Here is an 18,381-nt window from a genome sequence, read left to right as displayed (position 1 = left end):
GATAATTACCGGAATCGTTGCATTTTGCGGGTTTAGTACGCAACCGTCACCCGTAAAGTGTAAATTGCCTTATGAACCTGCCAATCCCTCCGGACGCGGCCCTTACTGGGTTCCACCCTGCCGTCAGCGCCTGGTTCCGCAATACCTTCCCGACGGTCACCGCCGCCCAGGCGCGGGCGTGGCCGTTGATTCGCCAGCGCCGTACGACATTGATCGCGGCGCCCACCGGCTCGGGCAAAACCCTGACCGCGTTCCTGGCGGTGATCGATGACCTGGTGCATCGAGGCCTGGAGACTGAAACCGGTCTGCCTGACGAAACCCTGGTGGTCTACGTCTCGCCGCTCAAGGCGCTGTCCAACGATATCCAGATCAACCTGCAGAACCCGCTGGCCGGCATCACCGAACAGTTGCGGGTGATGGGATTGCCGCCGCTGCAGATCAACACCGCCGTACGTACTGGCGACACACCGCAAAAAGAACGCGCAGCGATGCGCAGGATTCCGCCGCACATTCTGGTCACCACCCCGGAATCGCTCTACGTGCTACTGGGCTCCGACTCCGGCAGGCAGATGCTGGGCACTACGCGCACGGTGATCGTCGATGAAATCCACGCCATCGCAGCCAGCAAGCGCGGCAGTCATCTGGCCTTGAGTCTGGAACGACTGCAGGCGCTGTGTGCCGAACCGCTGACGCGCATCGGCCTGTCGGCCACGCAAAAACCCATCGAAGCCGTATCCCGATATCTGGCGGGGCGTGATCGCCCTTGCGAAATCATCGACATCGGCCACGCCCGCCCGCGGGATCTGGGAATCGAAGTACCGCCGGTGCCGTTGTCAGCCATCATGGCCAATGACGTGTGGGAGCTGGTCTATGACCGCCTCGCTGCCCTCGCCCGCGAGCACCGCACCACGCTGATATTCGTCAACACCCGGCGCCTGGCCGAGCGCCTCAGCCGGCACCTGAGCGAACGCCTGGGCAAGCCGGCAGTGGCCGCCCACCACGGCAGCCTGGCCAAGGAGTTTCGCCTGGATGCCGAGCAACGGCTCAAGCGCGGCGACCTGCAGGTGCTGATCGCGACGGCGTCGCTGGAACTGGGGATCGACATCGGCGACGTCGACCTGGTGTGCCAGATCGCCTCGCCACGTTCGATCGCCGGATTTCTGCAAAGGGTCGGTCGCTCCGGGCATCAGGTCGGCGGCACGCCCAAGGGTCGACTGTTCGCGACCACCCGCGATGACCTGATCGAATGCACCGCCCTGCTCGACTGTGTGCGCCGGGGTGAACTCGACACCTTGCAAATCCCCAAAGCGCCGTTGGATGTGCTGGCGCAGCAGATCATTGCCGAGGTCAGCTGCCAGGAATGGCAGGAACAGGCGCTGCTGGACATGTTCCGCAGAGCGTCGCCCTACGCCGACCTCGACGAAGAACACTACCAGGCATTGCTGCAGATGCTCGCCGAGGGCTACAACGGCAGTCAGGGGATCCGTAGTGCCTACCTGCACCGCGATGCCCTGACCCGCACATTACGCGGGCGCCGGGGCAGCAAGCTGACCGCAGTCACCAGCGGCGGGACGATTCCGGACAATGCCGACTACAGCGTGCTGCTGGAACCCCAGGCGCTGAACATCGGTAGCGTCAACGAAGACTTCGCTGTGGAAAGCATCGCCGGCGACGTGTTCCAGCTGGGCAATACCTCGTATCGAATCCTCCGGGTCGAAGCCGGCAAAGTGCGGGTCGAGGATGCCCACGGCCAGCCGCCGACCATTCCGTTCTGGCTCGGCGAAGCACCTGGGCGCAGCGCTGAATTGTCATTCGCCGTGGCGCGCCTGCAAGCCCGACTCGATGACCTGCTGGGCGCCACCCCCGGCGACCTGCAACCGGCCCTCGACTGGCTGACCGAGACCCTCGGCCTGAACCTCGCCAGCGCCGAACAGCTGGTGGATTACCTGGCCCGCGCGCGCCTGACCCTGGGCGCCCTGCCGTCCCAGGACACGCTACTGATGGAGCGCTTCTTCGACGAATCCGGCGGGACCCAGCTGATCATTCACACGCCCTTCGGCAGCCGCATCAACCGCGCCTGGGGCATGGCCCTGCGCAAGCGTTTCTGCCGTACGTTCAACTTCGAACTGCAGGCCGCTGCCAGCGAGGACGCGATCGTCCTGTCGCTGTCCAGCAGCCACAGTTTCGAGTTGGACGAAGTCTGGCGCTACCTGCACAGCAACAGCGCCGAACACCTGCTGATCCAGGCCGTACTCGAGGCGCCGTTGTTCAACGTACGCTGGCGCTGGAACGCCGGAGTGGCCCTGGCGCTGCCGCGCTATACCGGCGGGCGCAAAGTTGCGCCACAGATCCAGCGGATGAAAAGTGAAGACCTGATCGCCAGCGTGTTTCCCGATCAAATCGCCTGCGTGGAGAATCTCGCCGGCGAACGCGAAGTGCCCGCGCATCCGCTGGTGGAACAGACCCTCGACGACTGCCTGCATGAGGCCATGGATAGCGAAGGCTGGCTGCACCTGTTGCGGCGCATGGAGCGTGGCGAAGTGCGCCTGATCAGCCGTGACCTGCCAGCGCCCTCACCCCTGGCGGCGGAAATTCTCAGCGCCCGGCCTTATAGTTTTCTTGACGATGCGCCGCTGGAAGAGCGCCGCACGCAGGCGGTACTCAATCGCCGCTGGACCGACCCGCAGTCCACCGACGACCTCGGCGCGCTCGACGCCGATGCGATTCAGGCGGTGCGTGAGGAAGCTTGGCCTGCGCCCACCAGCATCGATGAAATGCATGAGGCGCTGATGAGCCTGACCTGCATCACCGAGTCTGAAGCCCAGGGCAACGCCAATTGGTCGCAGTGGCTGAGCGAGCTTGCCGCGAGCGGGCGGGCCAGTTGCCTGGCGGGCTCGCTGTGGTTTGCCTTGGAACGGCTGACCTGCCTCCGGGCGATTTATCCACAGGTATCCCTGGAACCGCCGATGGCAGCACTCCCCGGTTTCGATGAAGCCTGGAAGCGCGACGATGCCGTGCTTGAATTGGTGCGGGCACGCCTAGGTGCTTTCGGGCCGCTGCCGTTGCAGGCGATTGCCGAACCACTCGGTTTACCCGTCGACGACATCACCCAGGCCCTGGCACACCTGGAACGCGAAGGTTATGTGCTGCGGGGCCGGTTTACCCCCGGCGCCAGCGAAGAAGATTGGTGCGAACGCCATCTGCTCGCACGCATCCATCGCTACACGGTCAAGCGTTTGCGCCGGGAGATCGAGCCAGTGGCCTTGCAGGATTTCATGCGCTTCCTGTTCGACTGGCAGCACCTGTCCGCCGCTACCCAGGGTCAGGGCAGCGCGGTATTGCCGGCGATTGTCGCGCAGTTCGAAGGCTACCCCGCCGCTGCTTCTGCCTGGGACAGCGACATTCTGGCGGCGCGCATCAAGGGGTATTCGCCGAGCTGGCTGGATGATTTTTGCCGCAGCGGCAAACTGGTATGGACGCGCCTGACGACTCGCGGCAAAGGCGCCAGCACTGCGTTGCGCAGCACGCCGATTCTGTTGCTGCCGCGCAACCGGGTCGGGTTGTGGAGCAGCCTGACCGAGCAGACGCCGGTCGAAGAGCTTTCGCCCAAGACCCGCAAAGTTTATGAAGCCCTAAGCCAACACGGCGCGTTGTTTTTTGACGAACTGATCCATGAGGCCCACCTGCTGCGCGCCGAACTGGAAATCGCCTTGCAGGAACTGGTGGGCGCCGGACTGGTGAACGCCGACAGTTTTGCCGGACTGCGCGCACTGATCACCCCGGCCAGCAAACGCCAGGCCCGCAGCAGCCGGCGCGGGCGCGGGGCGTTTATCGGCGGGATGGACGATGCCGGGCGCTGGGCCTTGTTGAAACGAGGTCCGGCAACGCCGGTTGTGGATAACCAGCGTCCAGCGCCAACGCCTGCCGAAACCCTGGAACACATCGCAATGACCTTGCTGCGCCGCTACGGTGTGGTGTTCTGGCGCTTGCTGGAGCGCGAGGCGGACTGGTTGCCGAGCTGGCGGGAGTTGTTGCGTACTTTTCACCGGCTGGAGGCCCGCGGCGAGATTCGCGGTGGGCGGTTTGTCAGTGGTCTGGCGGGTGAGCAGTTTGCCCTGCCTGAGGCGATTCCGTTGCTGCGCGAGGTGCGTCGACGGCCCCATGACGGGAGTCTGGTGGCGGTGTGCGGGGTTGATCCGCTGAACCTGGCGGGCACCCTGTTACCCGGCGTGAAGGTGCCGGCGCTGGCGAGTAATCGGCTGGTGTATCGCGACGGGGTGCCGGCTGCTGCGGTGATTGCGGGGAAGCAGCAGATTTGGCTGGAGCTGGATCTGGAGGCGAGTGCAGAGTTAAGGGGCAAATTGATCCAGCATTGAGGGTGTCGCGGCTGGCTCAATCGCGAGCAGGCTCACTCCTACAGTTGATCGCGGCTCCCTGTAGGAGTGAGCCTGCTCGCGATGACGGCCTCAGCCACACCGCAAATCACTGCGAACGCGGCTGCTCCGGCAACATCACAGCCCCATCCTCCTCAGCCACTTCCCCCTGCCGCTTGGGCAACAAAACCGGCTGTGGATAAGTCTGCGCGAAATGCACCCACGGGCAATTATCCACAAGCTTTTTCAGACGCTGGTTAAACGCCCGACTCACCGCATACTGCCCACCCGACACCGTACGGAACTGCGCCGTCAGCACCACGCCGTTAAGGTCCATCTTGTCGACACCAAACACATCCAGCGGCCCTTGCAGGTTGTACTTGAGAAACGCATCCTCACGGATCGATTCCCCCGCCTCGCGGATCAGCTCAATGGCCTTGTCGACATCAGTGTCGTAAGTGAACTGCACCGAGAAAAACGCATAGGCAAACTGCCGCGACTGGTTGGTTACAGCCTTGATCTGACCGAACGGTACCGAGTGCACGAACCCTTTGCCGTCACGCAGGCGCAGGGTGCGGATGGTCAGGCCCTCGACCGTGCCGGCATGCCCGGAGTCGAGCACCACCCAGTCGCCGATCGATAGCGTGTCCTCAATGATGATGAACAGGCCGGTAATCACGTCCTGCACCAGTTGCTGCGAACCAAAACCGATCGCCAGACCCACCACCCCGGCACCGGCGAGCAGTGGCGCGACGTTGATCCCGAGATTGGCCATGGTGGTGATTGCGCAGATCACTACCAGGATGATTTTCATCGCATTGCGCAGCAACGGCAGGATGGTTTTGACCCGGGTGCTGGGCTGTCGCGCCGAACGTTTATTGACCGGCGGCTTGAGTGCTTCCTGAATCGCGGTATCGAGCACTACCCAGAACAACCATGTCACCAGGAAGATCAGGCCGATGCGACTCAGCGAGTCACTGATTGCCCGCCCAATCGAGTTACGCACAGCGAATTCGAACAGCGAAATTCCCCAGATTCGCCCGAGAATTTCGATAAAGCCGACCGCCATCACAATCCGCACCAGCGCGTGCAGCAGGCTGAGAAAACGTTCTTTGTAGGCACTGCTGCGTTGCAGCGCCTCGGCTTTTCGAGACTTGAACAGGTGCTGGAAAACCGTGCTGAGAAATACCGTGGCGATCAGCAGGATGGTAGTGAACAAGGCACAGCGAAGGGCCTTCTGATTGTCTTCGCCCACGCCGATCAGGTTGATCGCCGAAACGATGACCATCAACAAAATCGGCCAGTACCACAGGCCGGAAAAAATTCGCAGGGATTCCTGCAGCGACGGCTGCTTGAGTCGCTGCGTCAGCGGCCGATTACGGATCAAGTGCGCCACCGGGCGCCGCAGGCGAATCACCAGCAGGCCGAAAATGATCGAGGCAAACAGCCCGGTGAACACTGCAATGCTACTGGTGATATTGCCCCCCAGTTGCCGGGCGATCTGCGGGCTGGTCAGGGCATCACTCAAGGCCGCGAGGAAGCCGATCAGGAACAGCGGCTTGGGGCAGTAGTCGCGGATGATCTGCACCGCCGGACGCTTGTGCCCAGTGTTGAACATGACGATCACACACAGCAGCATCGAGGTGGAAAATATCCCGCTGCTGGTGGCGTAGGCAAAACACAGCGCCAACGCTCGGCCAACTGAAGACGGCAGGAAATGGCTGACGGAGAGGGTCAGCGGCAGGCAAATAAGGGCGGGGAGTGTGTAAGGCAGCACGTAGGTGAGCAAATCCTGACTGCGCTGGCGAGTGCTTAACCAGCGCCCCTGGTTCAGTCGCCGGGCCAGAAGGCCGCCCAGCACCGTAAGCAAGGCAAAGGCCCCCAACCAGACTCCGGACAGCAGCAGAAAGTCGCCGACGACACTCATGGGCGAGCGGGATGAACGCTGGTTCACCAGCTTGTCGACTTCATCCGCGGCCCGATCAGCCCGCAGGCGCCAGGCGTCAACCAGGTCTTCATTGAGGTCGAGCTTTTCCTGTACGTCGTCAATGCTGGAACTGATGGCACCCAGCAGGCCACCCTGGACCAGCGGCTCCGGCGCGGCCGGCTCTTCGGCAGCCGCTGGAACGCCCGGCAGCGTGGCGGCTTGCAACGCGTTGCTGCCAAAGATCAGCAACGCCCCCAGTAGTATCGCGGTCTTGAACTTGAGCAAAACGCGGAGCTCCTCGAAAACGCATCTGTCAGGAACTGATCAAAAAACGCCGTGCAAGTTCGGTTTTGGCCATGAGATAGCCGCCATTGCGCCCTATAAAAATCTATCCCGGCCGTTTATCCAGCGGCGATACCGTCCGTAGCCCGCTCGAAACTTTCTCCATCGCCGCGCAGTCAGCAAAAGAACGGGGCATCCGGGGACCATTAGACGGGAGGCGATATGGCGGCGATTCACATCGGTATTTCAGGCTGGCGTTACCTGCCTTGGCAACGTCCGCAACGGTATGCCGAGTGGTACGCCGAAACACCGGCTGACTTTGTCTTCAGCGTCAAAGCCACGCGGTTCATCACCCACGTCAAGCGCCTGCGGGACGTGCATAAGCCGTTCGAACTTCTTCGGCTCCGGCGTGCTGGAGCTGAAGGAAAAACCGGGGCCGATCTGCCCTTTGATGCGCGGCGAATGCTGGAGCGTTTCCATCTTGAAGACAGCCTTTCCACTACCCCCGGCGAACCCGCGGCCGAAGGAGTGCTGTCATGAGCATGTCTGAACAGCCCAACGCGCCGGAGCAACTGCAAACCCTCGCCGCCGTTCGCCGTTTCACGGTACTGACGGTCAACACGCACAAGGGTTTCACTGCGCTGAATCGCCGTTTCATCCTGCCAGAACTGCGCGAAGCGGTACGTGCCGTGTCAGCCGACGTGGTGTTTCTGCAGGAAGTCCATGGCACCCACGAGCAGCATCCCCAGCGTTACGACAACTGGCCGACGATGCCGCAGTACGAATTCCTCGCCGACAGCCTCTGGCCGCAGTTCGCCTATGGCCGCAACGCGGTCTACCCGGCCGGTGACCACGGTAATGCGCTGCTGTCGAAATTCCAGATCATCCGCCACGACAACCTCGACGTGTCCATCAGCGGGCATGAAAGCCGCGGGATCCTGCACTGCGTGCTGCGTCTGCCGGGCGACGGTCCGGAGGTGCATGCGATCTGCGTCCACCTGGGCCTGCACGAAACCCACCGCAACGAACAATTGCGGCTGCTGGCGCGGCGCCTTAAAGAACTGCCCGCCGAAGCTCCCGTGATCGTCGCCGGTGATTTCAATGACTGGCGCCAGCGCGCCGATGCCTTGCTCAAGCCATGCGGTTTGCGCGAGGTGTTCGCCGAATATCATGGCAAGCCTGCGCGCAGCTTCCCGGCACGCCTGCCACTACTGCGCCTGGACCGCATTTATGTACGCAACCTCAAGGCCAGCCGTCCGCAAGTACTGACGACGAGACCCTGGTCCCACTTATCCGACCACGCACCGCTATCGGTGGAGATCGAGCTATGAGCATTCCGTCGATGGAAAAAACCGCTTTGGATGACGTTTCCGTACCGCCAGTCGGTGAGCCCGCGGCTGTTGATGTCGAGTACGCCTGGCATGGCAACAATCGGGTAGAACTGCTGGAAAACGGCGAAGAGTATTTCCCCAGGGTGTTCGAGGCCATGCGCCAGGCCAAGACGGAAATCCTCCTGGAAACCTTCATCGTGTTTGAAGACAAGGTCGGCAACGAGCTGCAGGAAGTGTTGATCGACGCTGCTAAACGGGGGGTGCGCGTCACTGCAAGTTTCGACGGTTTTGGTTGTGGTGAACTCACCACCGGTTATCTCGCCGCGTTGAGCGAAGCGGGAGTCCATTTGCAGCTGTTCGACCCGGCGCCCAAGCGCCTGGGCATACGCACCAACTGGTTTCGCCGGCTGCATCGCAAAATCGTGGTGGTCGACGGCACGATCGCGTTCATCGGCGGCATCAACTTTTCCGGCGACCACTTGCTCGATTTCGGCCCCGAGGCCAAGCAGGATTATTCCGTGGAAATCCAGGGTCCGGCGGTGGCGGACATTCATCATTTCGCCCTGCTGCAAAGTGGTCGTCCGGGTCGCGCCAAGTATTGGTGGCAACGGCGCAGGCAGCGGCGCTCGGAACTGGCGTTTTCCGATCACGACGGCCAGGTGCGCCTGGTGTATCGCGACAATGGCGATCACCGCACCGATATCGAAGAGGTGTATCGCCAGGTGTTGCGCGGTGCCCAGCGTCGGGTGGTGATCGCCAACGCCTACTTTTTCCCGGGTTACCGCCTGCTTCGGGAAATCCGCAACGCGGCCCGTCGTGGAGTGGAAGTGAAGCTGATCCTGCAAGGCCAACCGGACATGCTGGTGGCCAAGCTGGCTGCGCGCATGACCTACGATTACCTGCTCAAAGCCGGCGTGCAGATTCACGAGTATTGCCAGCGCCCGTTGCACGGCAAAGTGGCGCTGGTTGACGAAGACTGGAGCACCGTAGGTTCGAGCAACCTCGACCCGTTGAGCCTGTCGATGAACCTGGAAGCCAACGTGTTGATTCGCGACCGGACCTTCAACCGTCAGCTGTTCGAGCGCCTTGAAGATCTCAGCAACAATCACTGCAAGGCCATGTCCGTGGAAAAATCACCGCGTGGACGGGTCTGGCACATGACCGTGGGCTTTCTGGTGTTTCACTTTCTGCGACATTTTCCGGCCTGGGCCGGGTGGCTGCCCGCGCATAAACCACGGCTGAAATTGTTTACCCATTCGACCGGGAGCGACAAACATGAGCAGCGCTGAAACACAGTCGGCAGCGCATGCCGAGAGCCCGGGCAAATCCCGCTGGAGTCGCTGGAAACGGCCGCTGACGATGCTGTTTTTCCTCGCGTTGATTGTGCTGTTCACCCTGCTCGCCCGGCGCATCGAATGGAATGAAGTGTTCGACACCCTGGCGGACTTCAAGGTGCGCACGTTGATCATCGCTTCGGGCCTGACGCTGGTGAGTTTCCTGGTTTACGCCTGTTTTGACCTGATCGGACGCACCTATATTCGCCAGGACCTGACCTGGAAGCAGATCCTCCCGGTGGGGATCATCAGCTATGCCTTCAACCTCAATCTGAGTGCCTGGGTCGGCGGCATCGCCATGCGCTATCGGCTGTATTCGCGCCTGGGCGTGAGCAAGGGGAACATCGCCAAGATTCTCGGCCTGAGCCTGGCGACCAACTGGTTCGGCTACATGGTAATCGCCGGTGCGGTGTTCAGCAGTGGGCTGGTGCGCATGCCGCCTGGTTGGAAGCTGAGCAGTACGGCCTTGCAGGTAGTCGGGGTGCTGTTGCTGCTGGTGAGCGCAGGGTATCTGGCCGCCTGCCAGTTCTCCAAGCGTCGCGAGTGGTCGATCCGCGGCGTGGAAATCAACCTCCCGTCGCTGCGCATGGCGCTGCTGCAACTGGCGCTGGGGGCGCTGAACTGGTCGTTGATGGCGGCGGTGATCTTCACCCTGTTGCCGAGCAAGCTGGATTATCCACTGGTGCTGGGGGTGCTGCTGATCAGCGCGATCGCCGGGGTGATCACGCACATTCCGGCGGGGCTTGGGGTGCTGGAAGCGGTGTTTGTCGCGCTGCTGCAGCATGAGGCGTCGCGGGGGAGCCTGGTGGCGGGGTTGCTGGCGTATCGGGCGATTTATTTTATTTTGCCGCTGTTGATTACGCTGGTGATGTATCTGGTGGTGGAGGCGAAGGCCAAGTCGTTGCGGATTGCCAAGAAGCCCGGTTGATTGGTGGCGGTTTCTAGAGCGCTATCGCGAGCAGGCTCACTCCTACAGGGGACCGCGACCAACTGTAGGAGTGAGCCTGCTCGCGATGGCGCCCTGGAGAACACCCTAAGTCTCAAGTCGCCTGAATAATACTCAACCGCTCACCCACCACCATCTCGGTAATCCAGTCCACCAGGATCGAGGTATAAGCCTGCTGCGACACCGACTCACTCAACGCATGATCAGCGCCATCGATAATCCGGTGAGTCAACGAATGAGTCTGCTGACACGCCGCCCGGTAACTCATGATCGTCGCATGCGGGACATAATCGTCAGTCTCCGACTCCACCAGCAACACATCCCCGGTGAACTGTGAACACGCATGTAGCGCCCGATTGCTGTCGGCGCGGATCAGCGTATTGCGGTAGTCACGCAAATCGGTCTTGTCCAGCTCACGCTTGGGCGTGTGCCACTGCTCATCGCGATACAGCGCCGGGACCCGCAGCGCCAGCCAGCGCACCGGGCGCAATGAGGTGAGGATCGACGCCAGGTAGCCGCCATAGCTGGTACCAACCACCGCAATCGCCGAAGTATCCAGCGCCGGGTGCGCGAGTAGCCGGTCGTAGGCCGCCAGCAAGTCGCGCAGATTATCTTCACGGGTCACCCGGGTCAGCGGAATACCGGTGCCGCCAGTGTGTCCGCGCAAGTCAAAGGTCAGGCACACGCAACCCAACCCGGCAATGCCCTTGGCGCGTTCCAGGTCGCGCTCCTGGCTACCACCCCAGCCGTGCACAAACAGCACGCCGGGGACTTTGGATTTGGGGCTGAGAAAAGTCCCGACCATCTGTTCATCGTCGATGTCGATCTGAATGGTTTCGCTTCTAGCCGTCATAGGATTCAACCGTCACGTACTTGAGAAGAAAGTCGCTGTTTTCCGCAGGTCCGCGGTACACCTCGATAGCGTCCGCCGGCAGTGGCTGATCGATATAGGTTTCCACCGAGGACACACGAATCGCGCGCATCTCCGGATCGTTGACAAAGCTTTGCAAGGCGGCAACTTCTGCACTGCTGGCACCGCCCATGCGCCATGACTGCTCGAGCACACCGCTGCGCGTCTGCCCCGTGCTGTCCAGGCCTTGAGCAATGTCGTAATTACGGCGTGACGCGTAGAACCCGGGATAGGCTTCGTCGGCAGCGCTATCGAACACTTGCGCCTGGCGGATCGCCAGTTGCACATCCTCGGCCAGCGGCAGATCGAGCAAGTCTTCGTAATACCCCTGGACGACCAACAGGTTTGATCCGCCGTAAACCTGCTCGCCGTGACCATCTTCGGTCAGGTATTGATCGCCGCAGTAACTCAGGACTTTGTCGCCAATAAAACTCTGGCCGACGCTGTGGGTGATCACGTTTTGCAGGTCCTGTTCCAGCACCACGCCCTCGCTGAACAGCGCCTGGGCATCGGGCCTGGCGAGAATGGCGTCGAATTGCCGAAGGTTTTTGACCACCTCCTGCCCACGGCCGGCGCAGGCATGGACAGGTTTAAGACGGATCGGGCCGCTTTCCAACAGATGCTCCGCTGCGGGGCGGGCGTCTTCCAGGGAAAAGACGCTCAGACCGTCGAGCACCACCTTGCGCACCCGCTCGGAAAATAGCGGCGACCAGCCTTCCGGTGCCTGTGCATCGCGACTGAACAAACCATGACTGATGGCCTTGGTGCAGATGAAATCATGGTCGACGTAGCCGCCCCACAAATCCTCCGGCCCCCTGACGCCTAGTTCGTGAGCAGCCGCCGCGCCGACCAGGGTCTGGGTTGGCAATAGATACAGTTCGCGACCGTCGTGCACTGCAGCGTCGTAACTGCCGCCGAATTTCAGCCCGAGGATTTGCGCCAGCCAACGGGCCAGCGCCCGATTGGTCTCCACCTCATGCTGAGGCGCCTGGGCCCGCACGGAATGCGCGACCACCAGTTTCTTGCGGTTTGTTGGGGTCATGCATCCCCCTTCAATCTGCGCTGGATAAATGTTGCAAGAGGGTGCCTTTGATCAAGCCAGGTGCCACTTGCTGGAGACCGCTCGCGAATCCTGCGGCTAACCATTCCGACATGTTGCGCCCTCTTGTGTTCAACTCTGGCCGGCGCCCACGCCAAAGCGGCTGCGATAATCACTCGGCGCCAGACCGGTGATTTTGCGGAACGTCGCCCTGAATGCACCGGGGTCTTGATAGCCCACGGTCCACGCGATGTGATCGATGGTGCCGTTGCTGAACTCAAGCATTTGCCGCGCCTTGCCGACTCGCAGATGCTGGCAGTACTCGGTCGGTTTAAGCCCGGTGGCGGCCCGAAACCGGCGCAGGAAAGTGCGCTCTTCCAGCCCTGCGCGCTCCGCCATCACCGCCAGGGAGACCTCGGTCGCCCCGGTGCTTTGCAACCAGTGCTGGACCTTGAGGATCGCCGCATCACCATGATTGAGTATGGGCGAGAAGTTGCTGCCGCACTCGCTCGCACTGTCGCTGTGTTCGACCACTAGAAACCTGGCGGTGCCGGTGGCGATGCTCGGTCCAAGCAGCCGATCGACCAGGCGCAAGCCCAACTCGGACCAGGCCATCAAACCGGCAGTGGTAATCAGGTCGCCGTCATCGACAATCGGCGTGTCCGCCTTGAGCTGGATTGCGGGATAGCGCTCGGCGAAAGCCTTTGCCGAAGTCCAGTGCGTGGTGGCGCTACGGCCGTCGAGCAAGCCGCTTTCGGCCAGCAGAATCGAACCTACGCACACCCCGCCCAGCGTCGCCCCGCGCGCATGTTGCTCACGCAGCCAGCCGATCAAGGCCGGAGACGCCTGACCTTCGGTAAAACCGCCAATTGAAGGCGGAATCAATACCGCCACCAGGGCTTTGTCGGGCGCGGGATGACTGTCGAACGCCCGCTCGGGCGCTTGATCACCATTGACCTGCCAGTGACTCACCCGCAGCAGCGGCAATTGCTCTGACTGATACTCGGCGGCAATCCGGTTGGCTACCCCGAACAGGTCCGTCAAACCATGCACCGCCGCCATCTGCGCGCCGGGATAAATCAGCACGCCCAACTCCGCGACAGTCCTTTGCAGGTTCATTGTCAGTTTTCCCCCTTCTATTGTCGGTGCGGCCAATCCCCGAACGGTCTGCTTCAGCCAATACTCAGTCCACACCCAAAACAAACATTTCGAGGAAACACTCATGGCCAAGCAAGCACTCATCGTAGTCGATATCCAAAACGACTACTTCCCCCAAGGCAAGTGGCCGCTGGTCGGCGCCGACGCTGCAGCCGACAACGCCGTCCGTCTGCTCACCGCATTTCGCGAGGCGGGTGATTCGGTAGTACACATCCGCCACGAATTCACCTCAGACGAAGCTCCGTTTTTCACCCCGGACTCCGAGGGTGCGAAGTTGCACCCCAAGGTGCTGAACCGCGCCGATGAACCGGTGGTGCTCAAGCACTTCGTCAACTCGTTCCGCGAGACCGAGCTGAAATCGATCCTCGACGAGCAAGGCATCAAGGAACTGGTGGTGGTCGGCAGCATGAGCCATATGTGCGTCGACGGCATCACCCGCGCCGCTGCCGATTTTGGCTACACCGTCACGGTCATTCATGACGCCTGCGCCAGCCGAGACCTGGAGTTCAATGGAGTGACCGTTCCGGCTGCCCAGGTTCACGCAGCGTTCATGTCAGCGTTGGGTTTTGCTTATGCGAGCGTGATTTCCACTGACGAATTCCTCGCCGCCAATTACTGACGCCTTAACGTCTGAGTCCCCTCCGTTGCCGATAAAACGGCTCGGTGGGGACATATCGTCAGACGGCCACGAGACATACCGCTCAAATGCCGGATAATGGCGGCCAAATCGTCTAGCCCGTTATTCTGGTAATCCCCCATGGAAATCAAGGTCAACTTTCTCGACAACCTTCGACTTGAAGCCAAGTTCGATGACTTCACGGTGGTGGCCGATCAACCTATCCGCTACAAGGGCGATGGCTCAGCTCCGGGCCCGTTCGACTACTTCCTGGCTTCGTCGGCGCTGTGCGCGGCGTACTTTGTGAAGTTGTATTGCAGCACCCGCAATATCCCCACAGATAATATCCGCCTGTCGCAGAACAATATTGTCGACCCGGAAAACCGCTACAACCAGATCTTCAAGATCCAGGTCGAGTTGCCGGCGGACATTTCCGACAAGGATCGCCAGGGCATCCTGCGTTCCATCGACCGCTGCACGGTCAAAAAAGTGGTGCAGGCCGGGCCTGAGTTTGTGATCGAAGAAGTGGACAACCTGGATGCCGACGCCCAGGCGCTGCTGATGCCGGCTTCCAGTTCGGAGGCGAGCACTTATATCGCCGGCAAGGATCTGCCGCTGGAGCAAACCATCGCCAACATGTCAGCCATCCTGGCGGACTTGGGCATGAAGATCGAAATCGCCTCGTGGCGCAATATCGTACCCAACGTCTGGTCGTTGCATATCCGCGATGCGCACTCGCCGATGTGCTTCACCAACGGCAAGGGCGCGACCAAGGAAGGCGCGCTGGCGTCGGCGTTGGGCGAGTTTATCGAGCGACTCAACTGTAATTTCTTCTACAACGACCAGTTCTGGGGCGAAGACATCGCCAACGCGGCGTTCGTGCACTACCCGGACGAGCGCTGGTTCAAGCCTGGTCGCAAAGACGCACTGCCCAGCGAAATCCTCGACGAATACTGCCTGAAGATCTACAACCGCGACGGCGAGCTGCGTGGCTCCCACCTGATCGATACCAACTCGGGCAATGAAGAACGCGGCATCTGCTCGCTGCCGTACGTACGTCGATCCGATGGTGAAGTGGTGTACTTCCCGTCCAATCTGATTGAAAACCTGTTCCTGAGCAACGGCATGAGCGCTGGTAACACGCTGGCCGAAGCCCAGGTGCAGTGCCTGTCGGAGATCTTCGAGCGCGCGGTCAAACGCGAGATCATCGAGGGCGAATTTGCCTTGCCGGATGTGCCGGCCGACGTACTGGCCAAGTACCCCGGGATCCTGGCCGGTATTCAGGCGCTGGAAGAACAAGGGTTCCCCGTGCTGGTCAAGGATGCATCCCTGGGCGGCGAATTCCCGGTGATGTGCGTCACCTTGATGAACCCGCGTACCGGCGGTGTATTCGCCTCGTTCGGCGCGCACCCGAGCCTGGAAGTGGCGCTGGAACGCAGCCTCACCGAATTGCTCCAGGGCCGCAGCTTCGAAGGCCTCAACGACCTGCCGCAGCCGACTTTTGAAGGGCATGCGGTGACCGAGCCGAATAACTTCGTCGAGCACTTCATCGATTCCAGCGGCGTGGTGTCGTGGCGCTTCTTCAGTTCCAAATCAGATTACGAGTTCGTCGAGTGGGACTTTTCCGGCCAGGGTGAAAATTCCAATATCGAGGAAGCCGAAACCTTGTTCGGCATTCTTGATGGCATGGGCAAGCAAGTGTACATGGCGGTCTACGAGCATATCGGCGCCAAGGCGTGCCGCATCCTGGTGCCGGACTACTCGGAAATCTATCCCGCAGACGACCTGATCTGGGATAACACCAACAAGGCGCTGTTCTTCCGCGAGGACATCCTCAACCTGCATCGCCTGGATGAAGATGAATTGAAGGCGCTGGTCGAGCGCCTGGTGGAAAGCGAGCTGGACGACTACACCGACATCACCTCGTTGATCGGCATCGAGTTTGACGACAACACCGCTTGGGGTCAGCTGACAATACTGGAGTTGAAACTGCTGATTTATCTCGCCTTGCAGCAACATGAAGAAGCGAAGGAAGCGGTGGAAATGTTCCTGCAGTACAACGACAACACTGTCGAACGTGGCTTGTTCTACCAGGCCGTCAACGTGGTGCTGGAGATGAAGCTGGACGAAGACCTGGAACTGGAAGACTACGAGACCAACTTCCGCCGGATGTTTGGCAGCGAGCGCACGGATGCAGCGATCGGCTCGGTGGACGGCAGCGTGCGTTTCTTCGGCTTGACGCCGACCAGCATGAAGCTGGAGGGGTTGGATCGGCATCTGCGGTTGATTGATAGCTACAAGAAGCTGCATACGGCGCGGGCTAATGTGACGAATTCATCCCGTTAACAGCGCCCACAAAAAAGCGAAGCCATATGGCTTCGCTTTTTTTTGTTCACGGTTCTGAGAAAGCTGCAGATCCTAGAACGGGATATCGTCGTCAAAGCTGTCGAAGTCCGGAGCTGGCTGCGGAGCGGCCTGCGGAGGTGCCGGACGCGACTGTTGCTGCGGGGCAGACTGTTGCGGTGCCGACTGCGGGCGCGGAGCCTGCTGGCGTGGAGCCGGAGCGGACTGCTGGTAGTTGTTGCCCCCACCTTGCTGGTCGCCCTGCTGTGGCCGGCCGCCCAGCAGCTGCATGGTGCCTTGCATGTCGACCACGATTTCAGTGGTGTAACGCTTGATACCGTCTTTTTCCCACTCACGGGTCTGCAGCTTGCCTTCGATGTAGACTTGCGAACCCTTGCGCAGGTATTCGCCGGCGATCTCCGCCACTTTGCCGAACATAGAAACACGGTGCCATTCGGTCTTCTCGACCTTCTGACCGGTTTGCTTGTCAGTCCACTGTTCGCTGGTCGCCAGACTCAGGTTGGTCACGGCGTTACCGTTAGGCAGGTAGCGAACTTCGGGATCCTGGCCGCAAGTGCCGACCAATATGACTTTGTTAACCCCACGGGCCATAACGTTCTCCTAGGCTTCGCACGCTGTCGGGGCCGGGTTGTTCACCAGGCGCTCGAGGGTGGTGCGATCCAATAGTTCGGTGTCCAATTTGATGTAAATGGCCGCTTCGTCAGCGACCACGACTGCATCTGTTACCCCTACAACGGCCATCAGGCGCTCGACCAGACCCGCTTCGCGGATCGCCTCGGGCGACAACGGCAAGCGCAGGCTCGTTACGTAGGGAGGTTCGCGCATGGTAACAGCAAAGGCCAACCAGAGGGCAGCCAGCCCGGCGCATCCGAGGAACACAGCCGACAAACCGCCATGCTGGAACATCCACCCGCCCATGATCCCGCCCAACGCCGAACCCAGGAACTGGCTGGTGGAATAAACCCCCATGGCCGTGCCCTTGCCGCCTGCTGGTGAAACCTTGCTGATCAGCGATGGCAACGAAGCTTCCAGCAGGTTGAACGCGGTGAAGAACACCACCGTGCCGATTACCAGAGCCCGCAGGCTATCGCCGAACTGCCAGAAGAATAGCTCAGTGAGCATCAGCGTCAGCACTGCGCCCAATAAAACTCGTTTCATTTTGCGTTTCTTCTCGCCGTAGATAATGAACGGGATCATGGCGAAGAAAGAAATCAGCAGCGCGGTGAGGTAGACCCACCAGTGCTGCTCCTTGGGCAGGCCGGCTTTTTCGACCAGCGCCAGGGGCAAGGCGATGAAGCTCGACATCAACATGGCGTGCAACACAAAAATGCCCAGGTCCAGGCGCAACAGGTCCGGGTGCTTGAGCGTCGGCATCAGGGCCTGGCGCGCGACCCCGGACTCGCGATGCTGCAGCGGGCCACTGGCACGGGGCACCATGAACATTACGATGACAATGCCCAGCAGGGCCATGCCGCCGGTGGCGAGAAACAACCCGGAGAGCCCAAAGGCGCGGGTCAGCAGCGGGCCGACGACCATCGCCACGGCGAATGACAAACCGATGGTCATGCCGATCATGGCCATGGCTTTGGTACGGTGCTGTTCCCGGGTCAGGTCGGACAGCAATGCCATCACCGCTGCGGAGATCGCACCGGCACCCTGCAGGATGCGCCCGGCAATCACGCCCCAGATCGAGTCGGCATTGGCGGCGAGTACGCTGCCCAGGGCGAAGATGATCAGCCCAAAGTAAATCACCGGACGCCGGCCAATGCGGTCGGATATGAAGCCGAACGGAATCTGGAACAGCGCCTGGGTCAGGCCATAAGCGCCAATCGCCAGCCCGATAAGGGCCGGGGTCGCTCCGGCCAGGTCCATCCCGTAGGTCGCCAAAACCGGCAACACCATGAACATGCCAAGCATACGGAAGGCGAACACCAGGGCCAGACCGCTTGCTGCGCGGGTCTCACTGCCACTCATGCGTTCGCTGTGGGGATCGTGCATGGAAAAACCTCATGTGAACCGGCGGCGATTCTACCAGTCCCATCGATTGACAGGGTACATCGCGACGCTTTGCCGCGCTCACCTGACAGACTCTTCATGTAAG

Annotated in this window: 12 protein-coding genes and 1 pseudogene; 7 read left to right on the top strand and 6 right to left on the bottom strand. The window is 61.0% G+C overall.

Annotated features, from left to right (window positions below):
• The first annotated feature begins 71 nt into the window (after window positions 1–71).
• Window positions 72–4,376: a DNA glycosylase AlkZ-like family protein gene (locus tag ACYZTK_RS18365; protein ID WP_462011145.1), complete on the top strand. Its 4,305-nt coding sequence runs from the start codon at window positions 72–74 to the stop codon at window positions 4,374–4,376.
• 106 nt (window positions 4,377–4,482) lie between these two features.
• Here ACYZTK_RS18365 and ACYZTK_RS18360 read toward each other — a convergent pair whose 3' ends face one another.
• Entirely contained in the window at window positions 4,483–6,585 is a 2,103-nt protein-coding gene (locus tag ACYZTK_RS18360) for a mechanosensitive ion channel family protein (protein ID WP_462011144.1), read from the bottom strand.
• A gap of 219 nt (window positions 6,586–6,804) precedes the next feature.
• Between ACYZTK_RS18360 and ACYZTK_RS18355 the strand changes: the two are divergent.
• The 4 genes and pseudogenes from ACYZTK_RS18355 to ACYZTK_RS18340 all read left to right on the top strand — a co-directional run.
• Window positions 6,805–7,024: pseudogene (locus tag ACYZTK_RS18355) on the top strand (DUF72 domain-containing protein); the annotation flags it as partial.
• A gap of 94 nt (window positions 7,025–7,118) precedes the next feature.
• Window positions 7,119–7,913, top strand: coding sequence for an endonuclease/exonuclease/phosphatase family protein (locus ACYZTK_RS18350; protein ID WP_462011143.1), 795 nt, complete (start codon window positions 7,119–7,121; stop codon window positions 7,911–7,913).
• Window positions 7,910–9,202, top strand: a complete 1,293-nt coding sequence (gene clsB / locus ACYZTK_RS18345) for a cardiolipin synthase ClsB (protein WP_462011142.1) — start codon at window positions 7,910–7,912, stop codon at window positions 9,200–9,202. Before ACYZTK_RS18350 ends, clsB begins: the two co-directional genes overlap by 4 nt.
• Entirely contained in the window at window positions 9,189–10,175 is a 987-nt protein-coding gene (locus tag ACYZTK_RS18340) for a lysylphosphatidylglycerol synthase domain-containing protein (RefSeq protein ID WP_462011141.1), read from the top strand. Before clsB ends, ACYZTK_RS18340 begins: the two co-directional genes overlap by 14 nt.
• A gap of 112 nt (window positions 10,176–10,287) precedes the next feature.
• Here the strand turns inward: ACYZTK_RS18340 and ACYZTK_RS18335 are convergent, their stop codons facing one another.
• The 3 genes from ACYZTK_RS18335 to ACYZTK_RS18325 all read right to left on the bottom strand — a co-directional run bounded on the left by ACYZTK_RS18335 (window position 10,288) and on the right by ACYZTK_RS18325 (window position 13,261).
• Window positions 10,288–11,046 (bottom strand): alpha/beta hydrolase family protein, encoded by a 759-nt coding sequence (locus tag ACYZTK_RS18335; protein WP_462011140.1) that lies wholly within the window; start codon window positions 11,044–11,046, stop codon window positions 10,288–10,290.
• Window positions 11,036–12,145, bottom strand: coding sequence for a DUF3182 family protein (locus ACYZTK_RS18330; protein ID WP_462011139.1), 1,110 nt, complete (start codon window positions 12,143–12,145; stop codon window positions 11,036–11,038). Before ACYZTK_RS18330 ends, ACYZTK_RS18335 begins: the two co-directional genes overlap by 11 nt.
• A 129-nt stretch (window positions 12,146–12,274) precedes the next feature.
• Window positions 12,275–13,261 (bottom strand): GlxA family transcriptional regulator, encoded by a 987-nt coding sequence (locus ACYZTK_RS18325; protein ID WP_462011138.1) that lies wholly within the window; start codon window positions 13,259–13,261, stop codon window positions 12,275–12,277.
• A 103-nt stretch (window positions 13,262–13,364) separates the two neighbouring features.
• Between ACYZTK_RS18325 and ACYZTK_RS18320 the strand changes: the two genes are divergently transcribed.
• On the top strand, window positions 13,365–13,919 hold the full coding sequence (locus tag ACYZTK_RS18320; RefSeq protein ID WP_462011137.1) for a cysteine hydrolase family protein: 555 nt from the start codon (window positions 13,365–13,367) through the stop codon (window positions 13,917–13,919).
• Window positions 13,920–14,057: 138 nt separating this feature from the next.
• Window positions 14,058–16,262, top strand: coding sequence for an OsmC domain/YcaO domain-containing protein (locus ACYZTK_RS18315; RefSeq protein ID WP_462011136.1), 2,205 nt, complete (start codon window positions 14,058–14,060; stop codon window positions 16,260–16,262).
• 72 nt (window positions 16,263–16,334) lie between these two features.
• Here the strand turns inward: ACYZTK_RS18315 and ACYZTK_RS18310 are convergent, their stop codons facing one another.
• Together ACYZTK_RS18310 and ACYZTK_RS18305 are read right to left on the bottom strand one after the other, a co-directional pair.
• Complete coding sequence (locus ACYZTK_RS18310) at window positions 16,335–16,871, bottom strand: single-stranded DNA-binding protein (RefSeq protein ID WP_462011135.1); 537 nt, start codon at window positions 16,869–16,871, stop codon at window positions 16,335–16,337.
• Between the two features lie 9 nt (window positions 16,872–16,880).
• Window positions 16,881–18,278, bottom strand: a complete 1,398-nt coding sequence (locus tag ACYZTK_RS18305; protein ID WP_462011134.1) for an MFS transporter — start codon at window positions 18,276–18,278, stop codon at window positions 16,881–16,883.
• Between the last annotated feature and the right edge of the window lie 103 nt (window positions 18,279–18,381).

It is taken from the genome of Pseudomonas sp. LB3P31, from assembly GCF_054897945.1.
This window is presented reverse-complemented; position numbering and strand designations above follow the sequence as displayed.

Excerpts from the sequence above, each read along its gene's own strand:
- ACYZTK_RS18365 (WP_462011145.1), top strand. The coding sequence starts at position 72 with ATGAACCTGCCAATCCCTCCGGACGCGGCCCTTACTGGGTTCCACCCT.
- ACYZTK_RS18350 (WP_462011143.1), top strand. The coding sequence starts at position 7,119 with ATGAGCATGTCTGAACAGCCCAACGCGCCGGAGCAACTGCAAACCCTC.
- clsB (WP_462011142.1), top strand. The coding sequence starts at position 7,910 with ATGAGCATTCCGTCGATGGAAAAAACCGCTTTGGATGACGTTTCCGTA.
- ACYZTK_RS18340 (WP_462011141.1), top strand. The coding sequence starts at position 9,189 with ATGAGCAGCGCTGAAACACAGTCGGCAGCGCATGCCGAGAGCCCGGGC.
- ACYZTK_RS18335 (WP_462011140.1), bottom strand. The coding sequence starts at position 11,046 with ATGACGGCTAGAAGCGAAACCATTCAGATCGACATCGACGATGAACAG.
- ACYZTK_RS18330 (WP_462011139.1), bottom strand. The coding sequence starts at position 12,145 with ATGACCCCAACAAACCGCAAGAAACTGGTGGTCGCGCATTCCGTGCGG.
- ACYZTK_RS18325 (WP_462011138.1), bottom strand. The coding sequence starts at position 13,261 with ATGAACCTGCAAAGGACTGTCGCGGAGTTGGGCGTGCTGATTTATCCC.
- ACYZTK_RS18320 (WP_462011137.1), top strand. The coding sequence starts at position 13,365 with ATGGCCAAGCAAGCACTCATCGTAGTCGATATCCAAAACGACTACTTC.
- ACYZTK_RS18315 (WP_462011136.1), top strand. The coding sequence starts at position 14,058 with ATGGAAATCAAGGTCAACTTTCTCGACAACCTTCGACTTGAAGCCAAG.
- ACYZTK_RS18310 (WP_462011135.1), bottom strand. The coding sequence starts at position 16,871 with ATGGCCCGTGGGGTTAACAAAGTCATATTGGTCGGCACTTGCGGCCAG.
- ACYZTK_RS18305 (WP_462011134.1), bottom strand. The coding sequence starts at position 18,278 with ATGCACGATCCCCACAGCGAACGCATGAGTGGCAGTGAGACCCGCGCA.